The 15,634-nt window shown below is 38.1% G+C and carries 17 protein-coding genes; 9 read left to right on the top strand and 8 right to left on the bottom strand.

The features are described 5' to 3' along the window. Positions 1–73 precede the first annotated feature (73 nt). Positions 74–1,243, top strand: coding sequence for a zinc-dependent alcohol dehydrogenase (locus ACE1CI_RS18045; protein WP_413265142.1), 1,170 nt, complete (start codon positions 74–76; stop codon positions 1,241–1,243). Between the two features lie 232 nt (positions 1,244–1,475). Here the strand turns inward: ACE1CI_RS18045 and ACE1CI_RS18040 are convergent, their stop codons facing one another. Next, a complete protein-coding gene (locus ACE1CI_RS18040) occupies positions 1,476–2,270 on the bottom strand; it encodes an alpha/beta fold hydrolase (RefSeq protein WP_413265143.1) in 795 nt (264 codons plus the stop codon). A 147-nt stretch (positions 2,271–2,417) separates the two neighbouring features. Here ACE1CI_RS18040 and ACE1CI_RS18035 point away from each other — a divergent pair, with 147 nt between their 5' ends. Beyond that, positions 2,418–2,591 carry a hypothetical protein gene (locus ACE1CI_RS18035; RefSeq protein WP_496615546.1) on the top strand — a complete coding sequence of 58 codons (174 nt, stop codon included), beginning with the start codon at positions 2,418–2,420 and terminating at the stop codon, positions 2,589–2,591. Here the strand turns inward: ACE1CI_RS18035 and ACE1CI_RS18030 are convergent. After that, complete coding sequence (locus tag ACE1CI_RS18030; protein ID WP_413265145.1) at positions 2,588–3,067, bottom strand: DUF2243 domain-containing protein; 480 nt, start codon at positions 3,065–3,067, stop codon at positions 2,588–2,590. The genes ACE1CI_RS18035 and ACE1CI_RS18030 overlap by 4 nt on opposite strands. Positions 3,068–3,115: 48 nt before the next feature. Then, positions 3,116–4,051 carry a hypothetical protein gene (locus ACE1CI_RS18025; RefSeq protein WP_413265146.1) on the bottom strand — a complete coding sequence of 312 codons (936 nt, stop codon included), beginning with the start codon at positions 4,049–4,051 and terminating at the stop codon, positions 3,116–3,118. A 250-nt stretch (positions 4,052–4,301) separates the two neighbouring features. Between ACE1CI_RS18025 and ACE1CI_RS18020 the strand changes: the two genes are divergently transcribed. The 3 genes from ACE1CI_RS18020 (at position 4,302) to ACE1CI_RS18010 (ending at position 6,399) form a co-directional block, all read left to right on the top strand. Then, positions 4,302–4,430, top strand: coding sequence for a hypothetical protein (locus ACE1CI_RS18020; protein ID WP_413265147.1), 129 nt, complete (start codon positions 4,302–4,304; stop codon positions 4,428–4,430). A gap of 43 nt (positions 4,431–4,473) precedes the next feature. Beyond that, positions 4,474–5,637 (top strand): baeRF7 domain-containing protein, encoded by a 1,164-nt coding sequence (locus ACE1CI_RS18015; RefSeq protein ID WP_413265148.1) that lies wholly within the window; start codon positions 4,474–4,476, stop codon positions 5,635–5,637. Between the two features lie 75 nt (positions 5,638–5,712). Next, the gene (locus tag ACE1CI_RS18010; RefSeq protein WP_496615616.1) at positions 5,713–6,399 is read left to right on the top strand and encodes an SRPBCC family protein; all 687 of its coding nucleotides are present in this window, start codon (positions 5,713–5,715) and stop codon (positions 6,397–6,399) included. 668 nt (positions 6,400–7,067) lie between these two features. On the opposite strand, the gene ACE1CI_RS18005 is transcribed toward ACE1CI_RS18010, so the two are convergent. The 4 genes from ACE1CI_RS18005 to ACE1CI_RS17990 all read right to left on the bottom strand — a co-directional run bounded on the left by ACE1CI_RS18005 (position 7,068) and on the right by ACE1CI_RS17990 (position 12,514). Next, positions 7,068–7,310 (bottom strand): ChaB family protein, encoded by a 243-nt coding sequence (locus tag ACE1CI_RS18005; protein ID WP_413263462.1) that lies wholly within the window; start codon positions 7,308–7,310, stop codon positions 7,068–7,070. Between the two features lie 156 nt (positions 7,311–7,466). Next, positions 7,467–7,940 carry a TspO/MBR family protein gene (locus tag ACE1CI_RS18000; protein WP_413263463.1) on the bottom strand — a complete coding sequence of 158 codons (474 nt, stop codon included), beginning with the start codon at positions 7,938–7,940 and terminating at the stop codon, positions 7,467–7,469. Between the two features lie 148 nt (positions 7,941–8,088). Further along, on the bottom strand, positions 8,089–8,877 hold the full coding sequence (crtW, locus tag ACE1CI_RS17995; RefSeq protein ID WP_413263464.1) for a beta-carotene ketolase CrtW: 789 nt from the start codon (positions 8,875–8,877) through the stop codon (positions 8,089–8,091). Positions 8,878–9,160: 283 nt separating this feature from the next. Then, positions 9,161–12,514, bottom strand: a complete 3,354-nt coding sequence (locus tag ACE1CI_RS17990) for a PAS domain-containing protein (RefSeq protein WP_496615545.1) — start codon at positions 12,512–12,514, stop codon at positions 9,161–9,163. A 299-nt stretch (positions 12,515–12,813) separates the two neighbouring features. Here ACE1CI_RS17990 and ACE1CI_RS17985 point away from each other — a divergent pair, with 299 nt between their 5' ends. After that, a complete protein-coding gene (locus tag ACE1CI_RS17985; RefSeq protein ID WP_413263557.1) occupies positions 12,814–13,083 on the top strand; it encodes a GlsB/YeaQ/YmgE family stress response membrane protein in 270 nt (89 codons plus the stop codon). Positions 13,084–13,373: 290 nt separating this feature from the next. Here ACE1CI_RS17985 and ACE1CI_RS17980 read toward each other — a convergent pair whose 3' ends face one another. After that, a complete protein-coding gene (locus ACE1CI_RS17980) occupies positions 13,374–13,598 on the bottom strand; it encodes a hypothetical protein (protein WP_413263466.1) in 225 nt (74 codons plus the stop codon). 243 nt (positions 13,599–13,841) lie between these two features. Here ACE1CI_RS17980 and ACE1CI_RS17975 point away from each other — a divergent pair, with 243 nt between their 5' ends. Genes ACE1CI_RS17975 through ACE1CI_RS17965 form a run of 3 tightly spaced genes read left to right on the top strand, consistent with a single transcriptional unit; the run spans position 13,842 to position 15,626 of the window. Next, a complete protein-coding gene (locus ACE1CI_RS17975; protein ID WP_413263467.1) occupies positions 13,842–14,483 on the top strand; it encodes a DUF488 domain-containing protein in 642 nt (213 codons plus the stop codon). Beyond that, a complete protein-coding gene (locus ACE1CI_RS17970; protein ID WP_413263468.1) occupies positions 14,476–14,922 on the top strand; it encodes a DUF488 domain-containing protein in 447 nt (148 codons plus the stop codon). Before ACE1CI_RS17975 ends, ACE1CI_RS17970 begins: the two co-directional genes overlap by 8 nt. After that, the gene (locus ACE1CI_RS17965; RefSeq protein WP_413263469.1) at positions 14,910–15,626 is read left to right on the top strand and encodes a dual OB domain-containing protein; all 717 of its coding nucleotides are present in this window, start codon (positions 14,910–14,912) and stop codon (positions 15,624–15,626) included. Before ACE1CI_RS17970 ends, ACE1CI_RS17965 begins: the two co-directional genes overlap by 13 nt. The last annotated feature ends 8 nt before the right edge of the window (positions 15,627–15,634 follow it).

Here is a 15,634-nt window from a genome sequence, read left to right as displayed (position 1 = left end):
ATTAATCACAATCGTAGGGTGCGTCAAATGACGCACCCTACAGGCTAAGTTTTATTAAATTGGAGTAGCAAAAATGAAAGCTGTTTGTTGGTATGGCGCTAATGATGTCCGGTTGGAAACAGTCCCAGAACCAAAAATTATTAATCCAAAAGATGCCATTTTAAAAATTACTTCAGCAACAATTTGTGGTTCTGACTTACATATTTATGATGGTTATATTCCCACCATGAAAAAAGGTGACATTTTAGGTCACGAATTTATGGGTGAGGTGGTGGATGTTGGTCGAGAAGTTAAAAAGTTAAAAGTAGGCGATCGCGTCGTCGTCTCTTCAATCATTGGTTGCGGTGAATGCTTCTTTTGCAAACAACAATCCTGGTCTTTATGCGATAATTCTAACCCTAACGGTTGGATGCAAGAAAAAGTTTATGGCTTTGGTACTTCGGGAATTTTTGGTTACTCACATTTGTTTGGTGGTTATGCTGGTGCTTTTGCCGAATATGTGCGCGTTCCCTTTGCGGATCATGGCGCAGTAAAAGTTCCTCATGGCATTCCTGACGAAAAATTATTGCCCATTTCTGATGCTTTTCCTACAGGTTTCATGGGTGCGGATATGTGTGATATTCAACCCGGAGATATTGTGGCAGTTTGGGGTTGTGGGCCTGTAGGTTTGTTTGCTATGCGAAGCGCTTATATGTTGGGCGCAGAGAGGGTAATTGGGATCGATCGAGTCCCCGAAAGATTACAAATGGCGCGAGATTTTGCCAAAGCAGAAACTATTAATTATGAAGAAATTGATGCCGGAGAAGCATTAAAAGAAATGACCGGAGGTAGGGGGCCAGATGCCTGCATTGATGCTGTTGGATTAGAAGCACATGGCATGGGTTTAGAAGGGTTTTTTGATGAAGCAAAACAAACTATTCGCTTAGAAACCGATCGCCCTCCCGTGTTGCGACAAATGATGGTAGCTTGTCGTAAAGGTGGCACTCTTTCAATTATGGGAGTGTACGGTGGTTTTGTCGATAAAATGCCAATGGGTGCAGCTTTCAACAAAAGTTTAACCTTCAAAATGGGGCAAATGCACGGTCAAAAATATATGCCCATGTTGTTAGAAAAAGTAGTTAACAACGAAATCGATCCATCGCAAGTTTTCTCTCATACTTTACCCTTGGCAGAAGCGAAACAAGGTTTTGAAATCTTTAAGCATAAAAAAGACAATTGCATCAAAGTTTTGTTGAAACCTTAGTACGTTGTTGCGCTTTAGCGCTCTTATTGGCACTCGCATAAAAGCGCTAACTCAGATCTTGCACCTGTCGTTTTAGCCCGCCTGGGACTCAAGTCCCAGGTTAATAGCTCAAGTCCACTAAAGTGGACTGAAAGCTTTTAATTTCAAATATTTTAGTCCTCTTCAGAGGAGTTTCGCTATTAGCCTGCGAATTGATTCGCAGGCGGTTTTTGGGAGTGGTGCAAGATGTGAGCTAAAGCGCAACAACATACATAAGTTCAACTTCATCAATAAAGTTGGAGACTGCTTTTGTAAATGTTTCTGTAAAAAAGAAGTTCCATTCATGGTAAACACCCTCAACAATTACCAGTTTGGAACCTTTAATATTTCGAGCGAATTCTTTAGCCATTGTAATGGGAGTGAGTAAATCATTTGCACCCCAAATAATTAGACAAGGAGTATTAATTCGAGGCAAAATTGAGCGAATATCTCTTTCTAAGACTATCCTAGCTGTTTCTATCACTTTTCTAGTATTAAACAGGCTATTGTAAAGTACACGCTCCAATATAGCTAGGGTTGGTTTTGGTTTTGCTTGCCACATTTGAGCAGACATTTCGATCGCTCTTCGCAATACAACTTCCGGCAATGAATTCATCGGAATGCCTGTACTATCTGCTACTATTAAACTTTTGACAAAATCAGGTTTTAAAGCTGCTAACGCCATTGCGATCGCGCCGCCTAAAGAATGACCCACAATATGTACTGGATGGAGATTTAAAGCCTTTAAAAAATCGATTAATAGTGCGGCATAATCGCTATAATCTTTCACAAAATGAGGAGCGATTGATTTTCCAAAACCTGGCAAATATGGTGCTACTACATGATAACGTTGCGACAAAATATTTAAGATATCTTGATAAGGTTCAATTGATACAGACCATCCATGAATAAATAATATAGAAGTAGAATTAGCAGGGTTTCCCGCTTCTAGGTAATAGATTTTACTATCTGTCAAATGAATTTGCTTTTCGATGAACAAGTTCCCCATAGTAATTACTCCTTTTAGCTATTTTTATAAATTGATTTGTAATTAAAGTTACACACAAATAGAGGTAGTCATTCATACTATGGAGGGATTTACGAAAGCAGCAAATCGCTCATTATCCAACAATATAAACAAGGATAAGCCATGATAATGTTAGCTTTAGAATACATAATAATTGCCGCATTGCTGTTAGTCATTTTTCCTTTTTCAATAGTACAAATGGGAACAGCATTGGAGCAAGAAGATATAGAGAGCTTTTGCGTTTGGACTTTTTTAGCTTCTACGATCGCAGGTTTACCATTAATGACCGTTTTATTAATTTAAGTGTTTACCTCTTCTCGATCTTTCATTAATAAAAACCAACCCACAACAGCCAGCGACACACCTAAAGTTAGGAATCCTATATCCCACGCCAATTGATTTGACCCAGGTTTTACGTGATGAATTCCCAAAATTTGGTGATTGATTAAACCTTCAATAAAATCAAAAGCTCCCGCACCAATCAGAAAAGAACCAGCAAAAGTTTTTAAAGAAAGAGAAACTTTACTGTTAGCAGTTGCCTGCCAGAACAAAATTAATCCTGCTACCGTCAAGAGAGACGCACCTATATGAAAAACGCCATCCCAGAAAGTGTTCAACTCAATATTAGCCGCATTAGTTAAGGGTCGAATACTCGATACCATGTGATGCCATTGGAGGATTTGATGCAGTACTATGCCATCGAAGAAAGCAGCAGCACCCATACCTAGTAAAATACCAGATGCAACGAATCTTCCTAGTTGATTATTTGGTTGATTCATAAGAGTTTTGTTGGTCAGGAATAGTTTTTTTGGTAGATTGCGATCGGTCTAAGCGATCTCTGAAACTGTATCATTTGAATCAAGCATTTTCATGGTTTGAGAAGATTTCCGAGCCGAACCATACAACTCAACAAACCTTCTAAATAACCAAGCAGTTTCGTGACTTGAAACCATACTAGCACTAAATAAACGGTCAATATTTCTTTCGGTTAACTTCTGTAAATATGGCAAGTCTTCAAACAGAGTTAAGCAAGATGCTAGATGTAATAAAAGTTGCAACAAAGGTTTCGGCCAATTGAGATTGCTGTAAATGTCGATAAAGAACTTGTGTTCTTTATCACTAATAGGTTCGACATTAAACATGACAACAATTCTTTTATTGCCATAAACGGGAATATTCAGTTCTACAGTGTGCGGGTTATGCAAAGCTAAAATTACTTCTACTACTGGTTGTCGCCAAATTCTCAGCGTATTAAAAGCCGAATCTAGCATGGTTTGGAATTTAATAATTCCGCCTATAGCCGTCGGTTGAAAATGCGTAACTGAAACAACTCTCAGGTTACTGAGACTAAAACTGTGAACTGTTTCTAGATGTTTTAAATTTAACAAGTGGTAGATTTGGCAAAGATGAGAAAAGGGTAATATATACTCCTGACTAATCAGGTGCAATTTGCGGAGTTCCAGCATCCTATTTTGTGCTGAATCTGGGTTAATTTCATAAGGAACCAAACTTATATCGGTAGGATAAGTATTGATTTCTACTTGATCGGGTTTCAAGACTAGCCAGCTTAAAAAGAACAGAGAAGCTGTCAGTAGTTGCATGAAATCCATTGCTGATAGATAACCATCAGCTAGAGTTGCCATACTGCGATCGGTAATTCCAAATAACCAAGAGGGAATTCCTATTAACCAAATTCCATTTCTTAGGTTAGTAACAAATTCGGAAATCTGTACAGAAGTTCGATGAGGTGTCAATTTATCCATAGTTGCTTAGTTACTTTTATCTGTGAATTGAGAATTTAAGCCACTAAAAATTAGCGCCAAGCAAAAACTTGACTATATAAAGCAGGTAGCTTTATTAGTAAATAAAAACTCTTCAGGCAGACCTGTGTTTGCCTAATCTTTTGGTTGCTTATCTATAGGTTAATCTAAATTATTAAGATTCTTTTCTATCGGAAGAGTAGTCTTGCAATCTATTCCTAGATGTGCTTTTTTTATTTAAAAAACACAAAAAATGAGCATTTTAACGAAACAAAATATTACTTACATCTATCTGAAGTTGAGTAATTTAAAAATCATCCTTCCGATTGTTACTAAAGGCAGAAGAGTAGAAAAGTTAACAGAGATAAATTGTAAAGAATAGACGGCTATTAGCGATCGGAGAAAGATTTAGGAGAGGGGATAGCATGAGTCTATTATCTATAGATGAGTTAAAAAATTTAGTAGAACAACCCAAAGGACTTTGTGTTTCAATTTATATGCCTACTTGCCGTTTAGGACAAGAAACGCAACAAAATCCTATTCGGTTTAAAAATCTCATTCGTCAGGCAGAAGAATTATTAGTAGAACAGGGTTTAACTCAATCAGAAGCCGGAAAATTTTTGCAGCCTGCTCATGAGCTTGACGATCAAGATTTTTGGCAACATCAAAATAATGGGTTAGCAATCTTTGTAGCTGAGGGAGTATTTCATTACTACCGTTTACCATTAGACTTTGCGGAATTAGCGGTTGTTACCGATCGTTTCCATCTAAAACCGCTGTTACCTCTATTAACTAATGATGGACTATTTTACATTTTGAGTTTGAGTCAAGATCGAATTCAACTATTAGAATGTACCCGCTATGATGTGAAAGAAATTGAGCTAGAGGATGTCCCCAAAAATATGGATGAAGCGCTCATGTATGATGAGACTGCTAAAGAGGGACAGTTCCGCATCAACACAACAAGAGGTGGGACTAATAATTCTTTTCAACGATCGGGTAGTTATCATGGGCAAGGAAGTCCAGACAGAGATAATATTAAGACCGATTTGTTGCAATTTTTCTTCTTAATCGATCGCGGAATCCAAAAATACTTGCGGGGCAAAAATGCACCTTTGGTATTAACAGGAGTAGAATATCTCTTCCCAATTTACCGAGAAGCTAATACTTACCCGCATTTAGTAGAAGAAGGAATTACTGGGAATACCAAAATCTCGACTCCCGAAGAATTACAAAGTGAAGCTTGGCAAATTGTGGAACCGCTATTTTCCCAGGCGCAACAAGAAGCGATCGCTTACTATCAAGAATCCGCCGCTGCTCAAAGAGCTTCTACTGATATCAAAGAAACTGTTCCTGCCGCCTATTATGGGCGAGTTGAACAATTATTTGTAGCTGTTGGAGTGCAACAGTGGGGTAATTTCGATCCCCAAAATAACTCAATTGAACTACATCCAGAACCCGAAACTGGAGATGAGGATTTGTTAGATTCAGCCGCAGTTCAAACCATTTTAAATGGAGGAACTGTCTATGCAGTGGAACCAGAAAAAGTTCCCGATCGCGCTCCCTTAGCAGCAGTTTTTCGTTATTAACTTGCCCCTAGTTCATGGTTCATAAAATTTTTAATTGTGAATCATGAACTTTTAGTATTTTCAGGAGACAAACGGATGGAAATTACCAAACAAAACACTACTAATCAACCAGAAAATACCAAGGATGCTGGACAATGGGCATCCTTAATTGGTGGTGGAGCACTTGTACTTTATGGCTTATCGCGTCGATCGCTTCGGGGTGCGTTGATGGTTCTTGCAGGTGGCGGTTTAGTGTATCAAGGTGTTGGCGGAAAAAGTGGCGTACAGGATGCAACAGGAATGAACCAAAATATCATGGTGGAAAAGACAGTAACTATTAACAAATCACCGGAAGAATTGTATCGTTTCTGGCACAATTTCGAGAATTTACCCAATTTTATGAAACACTTGAAATCGGTGAGAGTACTTGACGAAAAACGCTCTCATTGGGTGGCAAATGCGCCTATGGGTAATAGCGTGGAGTGGGATGCTGAGATTATTAATGAGCAAGAAAATCATTTAATTGCTTGGGCTTCCTTAGAAGGTGCAGATGTCGATAATTCTGGTTTTGTGCGCTTTCAACCTGCGCCAGCGGGAAGAGGTACGGAAGTAAAAGTTGTGATGGAATATAACCCACCTGGTGGTGCTTTGGGGGCTGCGATCGCCAAACTTTTTGGTGAAGAACCAGAACAACAAATCGGGGATGATTTACGCCGCTTTAAGCAACTAATGGAAGCCGGAGAAATTGCCACCACCGAAGGACAACCTGCTGGGAATATGTAACATAGTACGTTGTTGCGCTTCAGCGCTCTTATCGAGTTAACCTGTAGGGTGCGTTAGTAATAACGTAACGCACCTTCCCTGCAATAAGTCTGGAAGTTAACCTGTAGGGTGCGTTAGTAATAACGTAACGCACCTTCCCTGCAATAAGTCTGGAAGTTAACCTGTAGGGTGCGTTAGTGATAACGTAACGCACCTTCCCTGCAATAAGTCTGGAAGTTAACCTGTAGGGTGCGTTAGTAATAACGTAACGCACCTTCCCTGCAATAAGTCTGGAAGTTAACCTGTAGGGTGCGTTAGTGATAACGTAACGCACCTTCCCTGCAATAAGTCTGGAAGTTAACCTGTAGGGTGCGTTAGTGATAACGTAACGCACCTTCCCTGCAATAAGTCTGGAAGTTAACCTGTAGGGTGCGTTAGTGATAACGTAACGCACCTTCCCTGCAATAAGTCTGGAAGTTAACCTGTAGGGTGCGTTAGTGATAACGTAACGCACCTTCCCTGCAATAAGTCTGGAAGTTAACCTGTAGGGTGCGTTAGTAATAACGTAACGCACCTTCCCTGCAATAAGTCTGGAAGTATGGGTAGTGGGAAGGTGCGTTACACTGGCGTTAACGCACCCTACAGAAAATGTAAATAAGATTTGGCACAATAGGCTCTTTTCTTACTACTTAGTTACCGCCAGAAGTAACAGGTTTGTAATGTATACCTGGTTCCTCTGGTTTCTTGTGCCATTTGCCATCTTGACCTTTTTCAAAGTTTACACCCAGGCTATTCCAAGCTACATTCATAGCAGATTCTTCATCCATTCCATTTTCGTAGGCGCTATTGAAAGCAGCTAGAAAATATTGTTCAGAACCATCAGCTAATTGTTCTCTAACTTCAGGAGATAAGTCTTCGAGTTTCACAGCCATAAATAACATCCTCTTTTGATTTCACTACTGGGATCATCATAAAAAGCAGAGCTTACAATTTCTTCATCCCTGGAGGTAATTATGCTATTTAATTAACTACCTCTAAGGTATGATTAGTAAATTAACAGCCACTCTCAGCAACTTAAAACTAAGTTATTAAGCCGCTTCTGGATTGAGTTGAATCATTTCCCAAGTAGTATATGTGCCAACAGGACTCCACAGCAAATAAGGTACTAACAAAGCAGCGGCTAAACCAGAAATAGGCCAAATTAAAAGTGTTAGTGAAACAGATAAAACAAATCCCACTGCTCCTAATATCAAGCCAACTTTTAAGCTTCTTAGCCTTAGCGTCATGGGAATATAAGCCACTGTTACTACTTCTAAAATTAGGTAAAGTGCCAAGAGTAGCCAAGTTTTTAAACTACCTGGATCTTTTTCCCAAAGTTGAATAGCTGACCCTGCACCACAGATAAAAATGAAAGTCCAAATAAAAGGAATAGCAGGTTCAAAAACTAACCATTGAGGTCGGAGTAATTCCACTCCCCAAACTGTATCACGCGGTCTCATCAAAATAGTACCAAGGGCAACTATTAAAGTTATTCCTCCGATTACCATCCAAGATTGAATCATTTTTCTACCTCTGAGAATTCTATATCTTTTTATTTGCGATCGATCCTCGCAAGTGAATAAATAAGTTTAATCAGTCTTGAGTATGAACATCCCAAAACTGATTTTTTGTATCTTTTATTGTTGAGTTAAACTATTCAGAATTATTCAACTATTTTTGGTAAACTTCTGGTAATTTCCACCAAGGAAGATGAGGGTGTTCGTGATGTTCTTTATGATAGCCAAAATGGTAACAGGTAATGAATGACCAGAAAGGTGAAAGGTTATTACTTGTTGCTCTATGTTGATTGGTATAGCCTTCTTTTGGCTCTCGGTGGGTGAGGTAAGTTCCAAAATAAAACAATTGTAATGAGCTTAAAAGTGAGGGAAAGATCCAAAATAAAACCAAGTTTATTTTAGCTATATGTAACCCTTCGGCTAGCAACAAAAACACTAATGCTAATCCTAAAAGTTGCTTCCAGTTGGAGTAACCTTTCATAAAGTAGAAATACCAACCAAAAAAGCTTTTGTGTATCCGATCGTGATAATCTGGGTCAAGTTCAGTTGCCGGATAACGGTGATGTAACCAATGCTTTTTGAGTAAGTTTTGATAAGAAAATAAACCGTATAAAAATACTGTAATTGCTCCGATCGCATGGTTAATTTTAAGGTTGGTAGGAAATACTACACCGTGCATGGCATCATGAGCAGTGATAAATAATCCTGCGTATAGAAAGGTTTGCAAAAGTATAGCAGGTATCAGCCATAAAAACCCTAGATTGCTGACATCAATATAAATTAGTGTTATTAAAGTAGTTGCCCATAAGAAAATAATAACAGCAGCAATAATAATTCCATAAAATTTTGCTATGTTTCTCAAAATTGATAAGCCGGAAAAGTAGGTTTTTCTACTTTTACTGGAGACATTAAAAGTAGAAAAATTGGTAATATCGCTAGTCATGTTACATTACTTAACAATTACTTCTTTATCGTAACTGTCAAAAATTTTTCTTTGCTCTGTCTACAGTTCTAAAAGCCTTACACTTCTAAGGGTAGATATTTGTGCTTTATAAAAATCATAAAAATTACTGATAGTATTCCTAAAGAAAGTAGAAGATTAAAAAACAAATCGAAATCTGACAAAAGTGAGAAGATTTTTATAATTTTGTTTACCAAACTGAGAGATAAACCAGCAGATTTTTCGACATACACAAAGCATCTATAAAAAGGATGAAATTTTTGATTTAGGAATTATTAACTAACTTGGCTACTAGGGCAATCAATTCTACTGGTTCTATAGGTTTAGGGAGATGTTTTTGAAATCCGGCTTGCAGGGCTTTTCGCTGGTTAAATTCACCCACATAAGCGGTAAGTGCGATCGCCGGAATTTGGCTAACTTTTGGGTTGGAGTGATTTCTAATTTCCCGTAATAACATATAACCATCAACTTCTGGCATTCCAATATCACTTAATAAAATATCGATTTCTGATTGGGTTAAAACTTTTAATGCTTCTTGCGCCGATGCGACTGAAATTACTCTGGCGTTTGCTTGTTCTAGCAGCGTAGTAATTAATTCTCGTGTATCTGTTTGATCTTCAACAACTAAAGCTCTCACACCATTTAAGTTGGTTTTTAAATCAAAGTTTATTGTTTCTACTTTTGTCGTTGAACTAGTAGATTTTACTGGTAATTGAACTACAAAAGTAGCTCCTTTACCTTCGCCTGGACTAATTGCTTGGACAATTCCTCCATGTAATTCTACTAAATGGCGTACAATTGCTAAACCTAAACCTAAACCGCCAAATTTGCGAGTTGTAGTGCTATTTTCCTGACGGAAATAATCAAAGATATAAGGAAGAAAATCAGGATTAATTCCTTTACCAGTGTCACTGACTCGAATTAATATAAACCCACCAATCTGTTCTAATTCAATTTCTACTTTTCCGCCATTAGGGGTAAATTTAACTGCATTGGAAAGCAAATTCCAAATTACTTGTTGTAATCGATTCGGATCGCCAGAAATTAAGCTAAGATTTGCTTGAAACAAAGTTTTAATTTGAATTGACTTTGCTTCAGCTGCTAAACGGACTGTTTCAATTGCCGCTTCCACGATAATTTTTAAGTCAACAGAACAAACATTGAGTGTGAGTTTACCTTGTAAAATACGGGAAACATCTAATAAATCCTCGATTAATTCTGTTTGTAATTTAGCATTGCGCTCGATCGTTTCTAAAGCGCGATCGGTAGTTTTTTGATCGAATTTGCGACTTCGCAGTAATTTTGACCAACCAACAATCGGATTTAAAGGAGAGCGTAATTCATGGGAGAGAACGGCTAAAAATTCATCCTTAATTCTGTTAGCTGATTCTGCTTGAGTACGCGCATTTTGTTCGGCTTCATATAGCCGAGAATTTTCGATCGCCACCGAAACCATTTGCGCCAACTGCACTAAAATATCTGCATCTGCTTCGGTAAAATCCCTGGAGTATTTATCAGAAAGTTGAATGACTCCAATATTTACTCCATCTCTTCTAATTAACGGTGCAACTAATAAACCCCGCATTGGTGGATGATTTTCCATTTTTTGATTGAATTCCATCCATTGAGGATCTAAAATTAGCTCAGTTTCCGTCATTCTTAAAACTTGATTCATCTGGCGAATTTGCGGATAGGTTTGGCAAATATCACAGTTAGGTTGATAACCTTGCCATTGAGCATATTTATCGGAAAAAGAGACAACATGAATTGGTTTTCGCCAATTTCCTTCGATCGCCATAGTTGTAATTGATTGGTGAGCACCAATAATTAATCGCGCTTGTTCGGTTACTACTTGCAATACTTGTTCAATTGATAGCACAGAATTCATTGCTAATGATGCTTCCGTTAATCCGCGTAATTGACTTGCTCGTAGTTGAACATCACCTAATAATTGATTACGTTCCGTGATATCAGTTGCTACAGCAGTTGCAATCCAACAATTGCACTCAGGTTCATATCGGGAAGTCATAATATCGGAAATCCAATGCCAAGTTCCATCTTTATGTTGAAATCGATATTCCATTGAATTAGTCCGAGCAGCAAAGATATCTTGATAACGATTAGGAAGCAAGATAGCTAAATCTTCTGGCAATACTCTTGACATCCAAAGATGAGGATTTTCGGTTAATTCTGTGACGGTAAAACCAAAAACTTTCTCACAACCTGCGGAAAAATATTCAGATTCCCAACTACCATCAGCAAATACGCGATAACTGATAATTGCAGCGATCGCACTATTCAGAATATCATTAAGTTTAGCTTCTGAACGTTGTAAGGCTACTTCTAAGTTTTTGCGATCGCTAATATTTGTAGTTGTTCCCACTACCCGCACTGGATGACCTTCACTATCTTTGATCACAAAACCCTGGTCTATTACATACAAATATTGCTCATTTTTACAGCGCACTCGATACTCTATTTCATAACGATTTTGACTGACTAATTGAGCAATTACTTTCTCCTTCGCCTTTGGCAAATCTTCGGGATGAATCAAACTAGACCACCAATCTCGCGTTGATTCTGCTTCTTCGGGTAAATAACCAAAAATGCGTGTTAACCCATCAGTTCTTTGGACTAAATTTGTTTGCAAATCCCAGTCATAAATCAAACAATTTACCGCCGCTGCTGCTAATTCAAAACGTTCTTTTTGCGATCGTAACTCCGATAAAGCTTGCTTACGTTTAGTAATATCATAAGCAGTACCGAGAATTTGCCTCGGTGAACCATCAGCATTTCTATTGAATACAGTTGCCCGACCACTAAACCAACACCACTCACCATTAGCTCTTAGCATCCGATATTCTAGTTCTAAAATTACTCCTTCTGGAAGTGAGTGAAACTGTGCAATATGGTCAGGAAATTTAACTAAATCATCGGGATGCACTAATAAAGGAAATAACATTTCTCCCATTGCTTGAATTTGTTTTGGTGTATATCCCAGCAGGTCACTAATTTGCTGATTTACATAAACATTCCGATTCTCTACTAAATCATAAATATACAAAATTCCCGGTATTGTATCGATAATTTGTTGTAACAAACGTTGACTTTCTTGCAATTCATGCTCATTAATTGAAAACTGTCTAAGCACATTTTGACTAGTTTCTATACAATTAACAAAAATTCCTTCCACCTGATTACTTTCATCCCGAATTGGCGCATAAGAAAAATTAATATTAATTTGTTTTCCATATTTATTGTGGTGCATGAATAGCTGCATATTTTCTGATAAGGTAGCTTCGCCAGTTTCCCTGACTTTTTCCAGCATCGCTCCTATTTCTGACCACATATCCGGGCAAACTTCAGCCAAAGGTTTTCCTAACGCTTGGGGGTGTTTTTCTGCCAGAAAGGGGATGTAATTATCGTTGTAAAACGTGATGAACTGAGAACCCCAACAGATGAAGATTGGAAAAGGAGAATTAAGCAAAATACTCACCGCAGTCCTTAAACTTTGGGGCCAATTTTCTACTATACCTAAAGGAGTATTCCCCCAGTCAAAACTTCGCATTAATGCGCCTATTTCTCCACCGCCAGCAAAAATATTTTCAGGAACATTCATCTTCTACCTCTCCAATTTTTATCCCTGATAGTTCACGGTAATTTACTTGGATTGCTAAAAATTTCCCTTGCTCCACTGCCAGGTTACTGCTAGAAACTGATTTTCTGTTGCCTCTCTGTTTTGTCACAATGAATTACGGAAAAATGCAGCAGACATAGTTTTTATTTTCTGTTCAACGAGTAACCCAAAAGATTTATTCCGTTAGGAAAAATCAGTTTATACCGGATGGCAGATGGGTTGAGTAAATTATTACTGATAGATTGTAAATGTCAAAAGAAGAGGTTAAAAAGAAAATTACCATGAATATTCTTGCTTGGATCATTTTAGGATTGATTGCTGGTGCGATCGCTAAAGCTATTTATCCCGGACACCAAGGCGGTGGCATTCTCGGCACCATTTTACTAGGTATCATCGGCGCTTTTGTTGGTGGAAGTTTGGCTAACTTATTCACTACGGGAACTTTAGCTCTCACCTCCTCAACTTTAAGTATTGTTGGCGTTATTGTTGCTGTTTTAGGCGCAATTGTTGCCATCTTCTTGTGGAACCTGTTCACCCGTACTGCTGCATAGGTGACTTTTGGTTAAAGCCCTTTGACTTTGGCTTCCATGATTTTTTTAAGCGCTCTAACATTCAGGCTCAAATTGTCGCTGCTTGCTCAATCCACACAGCGCTTTTGAGCCTTGAATAATAGTAACATAACACAAACAACTCAGCTTTTTCCAGTTAGTGAGGAGCCAAATATTACTCGTTACTAGTAGTAACTAATGCGTTATAATTAAAGGCTATTAATGATGGCGAAGTCATGGTTATACCTGACTTCACCAGATAGTTATTGATTGATATTTTTTTCACCCTAGTATTAACCTGCTGAAATATTAGCGATCGTAATTTGGCGATCGCCTAATTTAGACTGCTCATCGGGATTGAAAATATCTTCAGGATTATTATTCGGCTCGACTCCTTCAGGAATTCGATCGTTTCGATCGCTCACAAATGAATCTGGGCCCGCATCAGGTTGAATCAAACCGCGATCGGTTGTTTCCTCTCTGGGAGTAGTAGCACTTCTAGGTTTTTCCGAATTCATTATTTTGGTTCAAAACTGCCAGTTAGCTTCCTAGTTTTCCACTTATTATTAATAAATACCTCAGTCTTATGACATAAATTAAACTCATGTATATTCGCTAACTCAGATAGAAAGCAAAGTTAAGGTTCTAACAGTGGAGTTGCTGGAGCGATCGCACTTTTTAACTAATATTTTGACTTTTCCCCAAAAAGTATTATAATTATCAAAATACATTTGTCAGAATGTATAAAAATTATAACGCTAATGAATCAATTATTTACTATAGGTCATTCAAATCTTAATATTGAAACCTTTATTTCCCTACTGCAAGAACACGGAATTACAGCAGTAGCCGATGTGCGTTCCCACCCCTACAGCCGCCGTTTCCCCCACTTTAGTCAACCCGCCTTAAAAACATCATTATTAAATGCCGGAATAAACTACGTTTTTTTAGGTCGAGAACTAGGCGCAAGACCGGAAGATTTAAGCTGTTACGACGCTACAGGAAAAGCTTTGTACGAAAGAATAGCTGCAACTGACTTATTCTCCACAGGAATTCAGCGGTTACTCAAAGGCGCAGAAACTTACAAAATTGCCTTAATGTGTGCCGAAAAAGACCCTATTACTTGTCATCGTACCATTTTAGTTTGTCGGCAACTGCGAAAGTTTGACTTACAAATTAATCATATTTTATCAGATGGGAATTTAGAAACTCATCAGCAACTTGAAACCAGACTTTTAGGCAAATTTAATAAAACAGAAGATCCCAATCAACCAATTCAGTTAACCTTATTTGAATTAGAACCTGCCAAACCAGAGAAAATCGACCTCGAAGCAGCTTATAATCTTCAAGGCAATCAAATTGCTTATGTTAAAGATTCACAAAACAGCAACGAAAATGAGTAAAGAAATTAACCTATTTACAATTGGCTTCACCCAGAAAAGCGCCGAGCAATTTTTTGAAACCTTGCTGAAATCAGGAGTGCGTAAAATCATCGATACCCGCCTAAATAATGTCTCCCAACTAGCAGGTTTTACCAAGCGCAAAGACTTAGAGTATTTTCTCCAAAAAATTGGCAACATCGAATACATTCACATTTTAGACCTAGCACCAACAAAAGACATATTGGATGCTTACAAAAAAAATGGCGGAGATTGGGAAACTTACGAAAAACAATTCTTAAATTTAATTGCACAACGACAAATAGAAAAAACAGTTACTCCCGAAATTTTAGACTGTGGATGTTTGCTTTGTAGCGAACCAAAACCACATCATTGTCATCGCCGCTTAGTTGCCGAATATTTAAAGGATAAATGGGGAAATGTGAAAATATGCCATCTGTAACCAGAATAATTTGCCTCGCTAATTCATGGAAGCGAGGCGAAAGGTGCATCGCCGGAATTACTACTTTTAAAGGACAATGGATTCGTCCAGTTTCCGATTTACCCGCTGGTCAAGTAACCAAAGAAATGCGACAAATTGGGGGAACAGAACCAGCATTATTAGATATTTTACAAATTCCTTTAGCTAAAACGGGTCCAGACTACGGTTTTGAGAGCGAGAACCTTTCAATTTTCCCAGGAAAATGGCAGCGAGTTGGACAATTTCCCCCAAGCTACTTGCTGAAATATTGTAGCAATGAAGAATACATTTTACACAATGATTTGAAATATGTAGAAGTACCATTTTTGCAATCATTACCATTTCCTCAGCGACGGACTTTACAACTAGTAAAAGTAGTAGAGTTTGACGTTAGACCTTTAAAAGTAATGTATGAAGGAAGCCAAAAATGGGAAGGTACAATTGTCACCGAAAATCAGCAAAGATTGACCACAAATATTACCGATCCAGTGTTTGCGAGGAAGTTAGATTTAGGCTATCGTCCCAAAAATCATTGTTTAGTTACAGTTAGTTTAAGTATGCCTTGGCGACCGGAAAATTGGGAAGGTGGCGATCCTTGCTGGAAATTAATAGCTGGTGTAGTGGAATTACCTGATTCCGAAAATCAAAAGATAGAAGTAAACAATGATGATGAAATTCCCTTTTAAAGCACTTA

Source organism: Floridaenema flaviceps BLCC-F50 (genome assembly GCF_041929275.2).
GTDB classification, from domain to species: domain Bacteria; phylum Cyanobacteriota; class Cyanobacteriia; order Cyanobacteriales; family Aerosakkonemataceae; genus Floridanema; species Floridanema flaviceps.
Note: the sequence above shows the minus strand (reverse complement) of the source record. Positions and strands in the feature narration are given on the sequence as shown.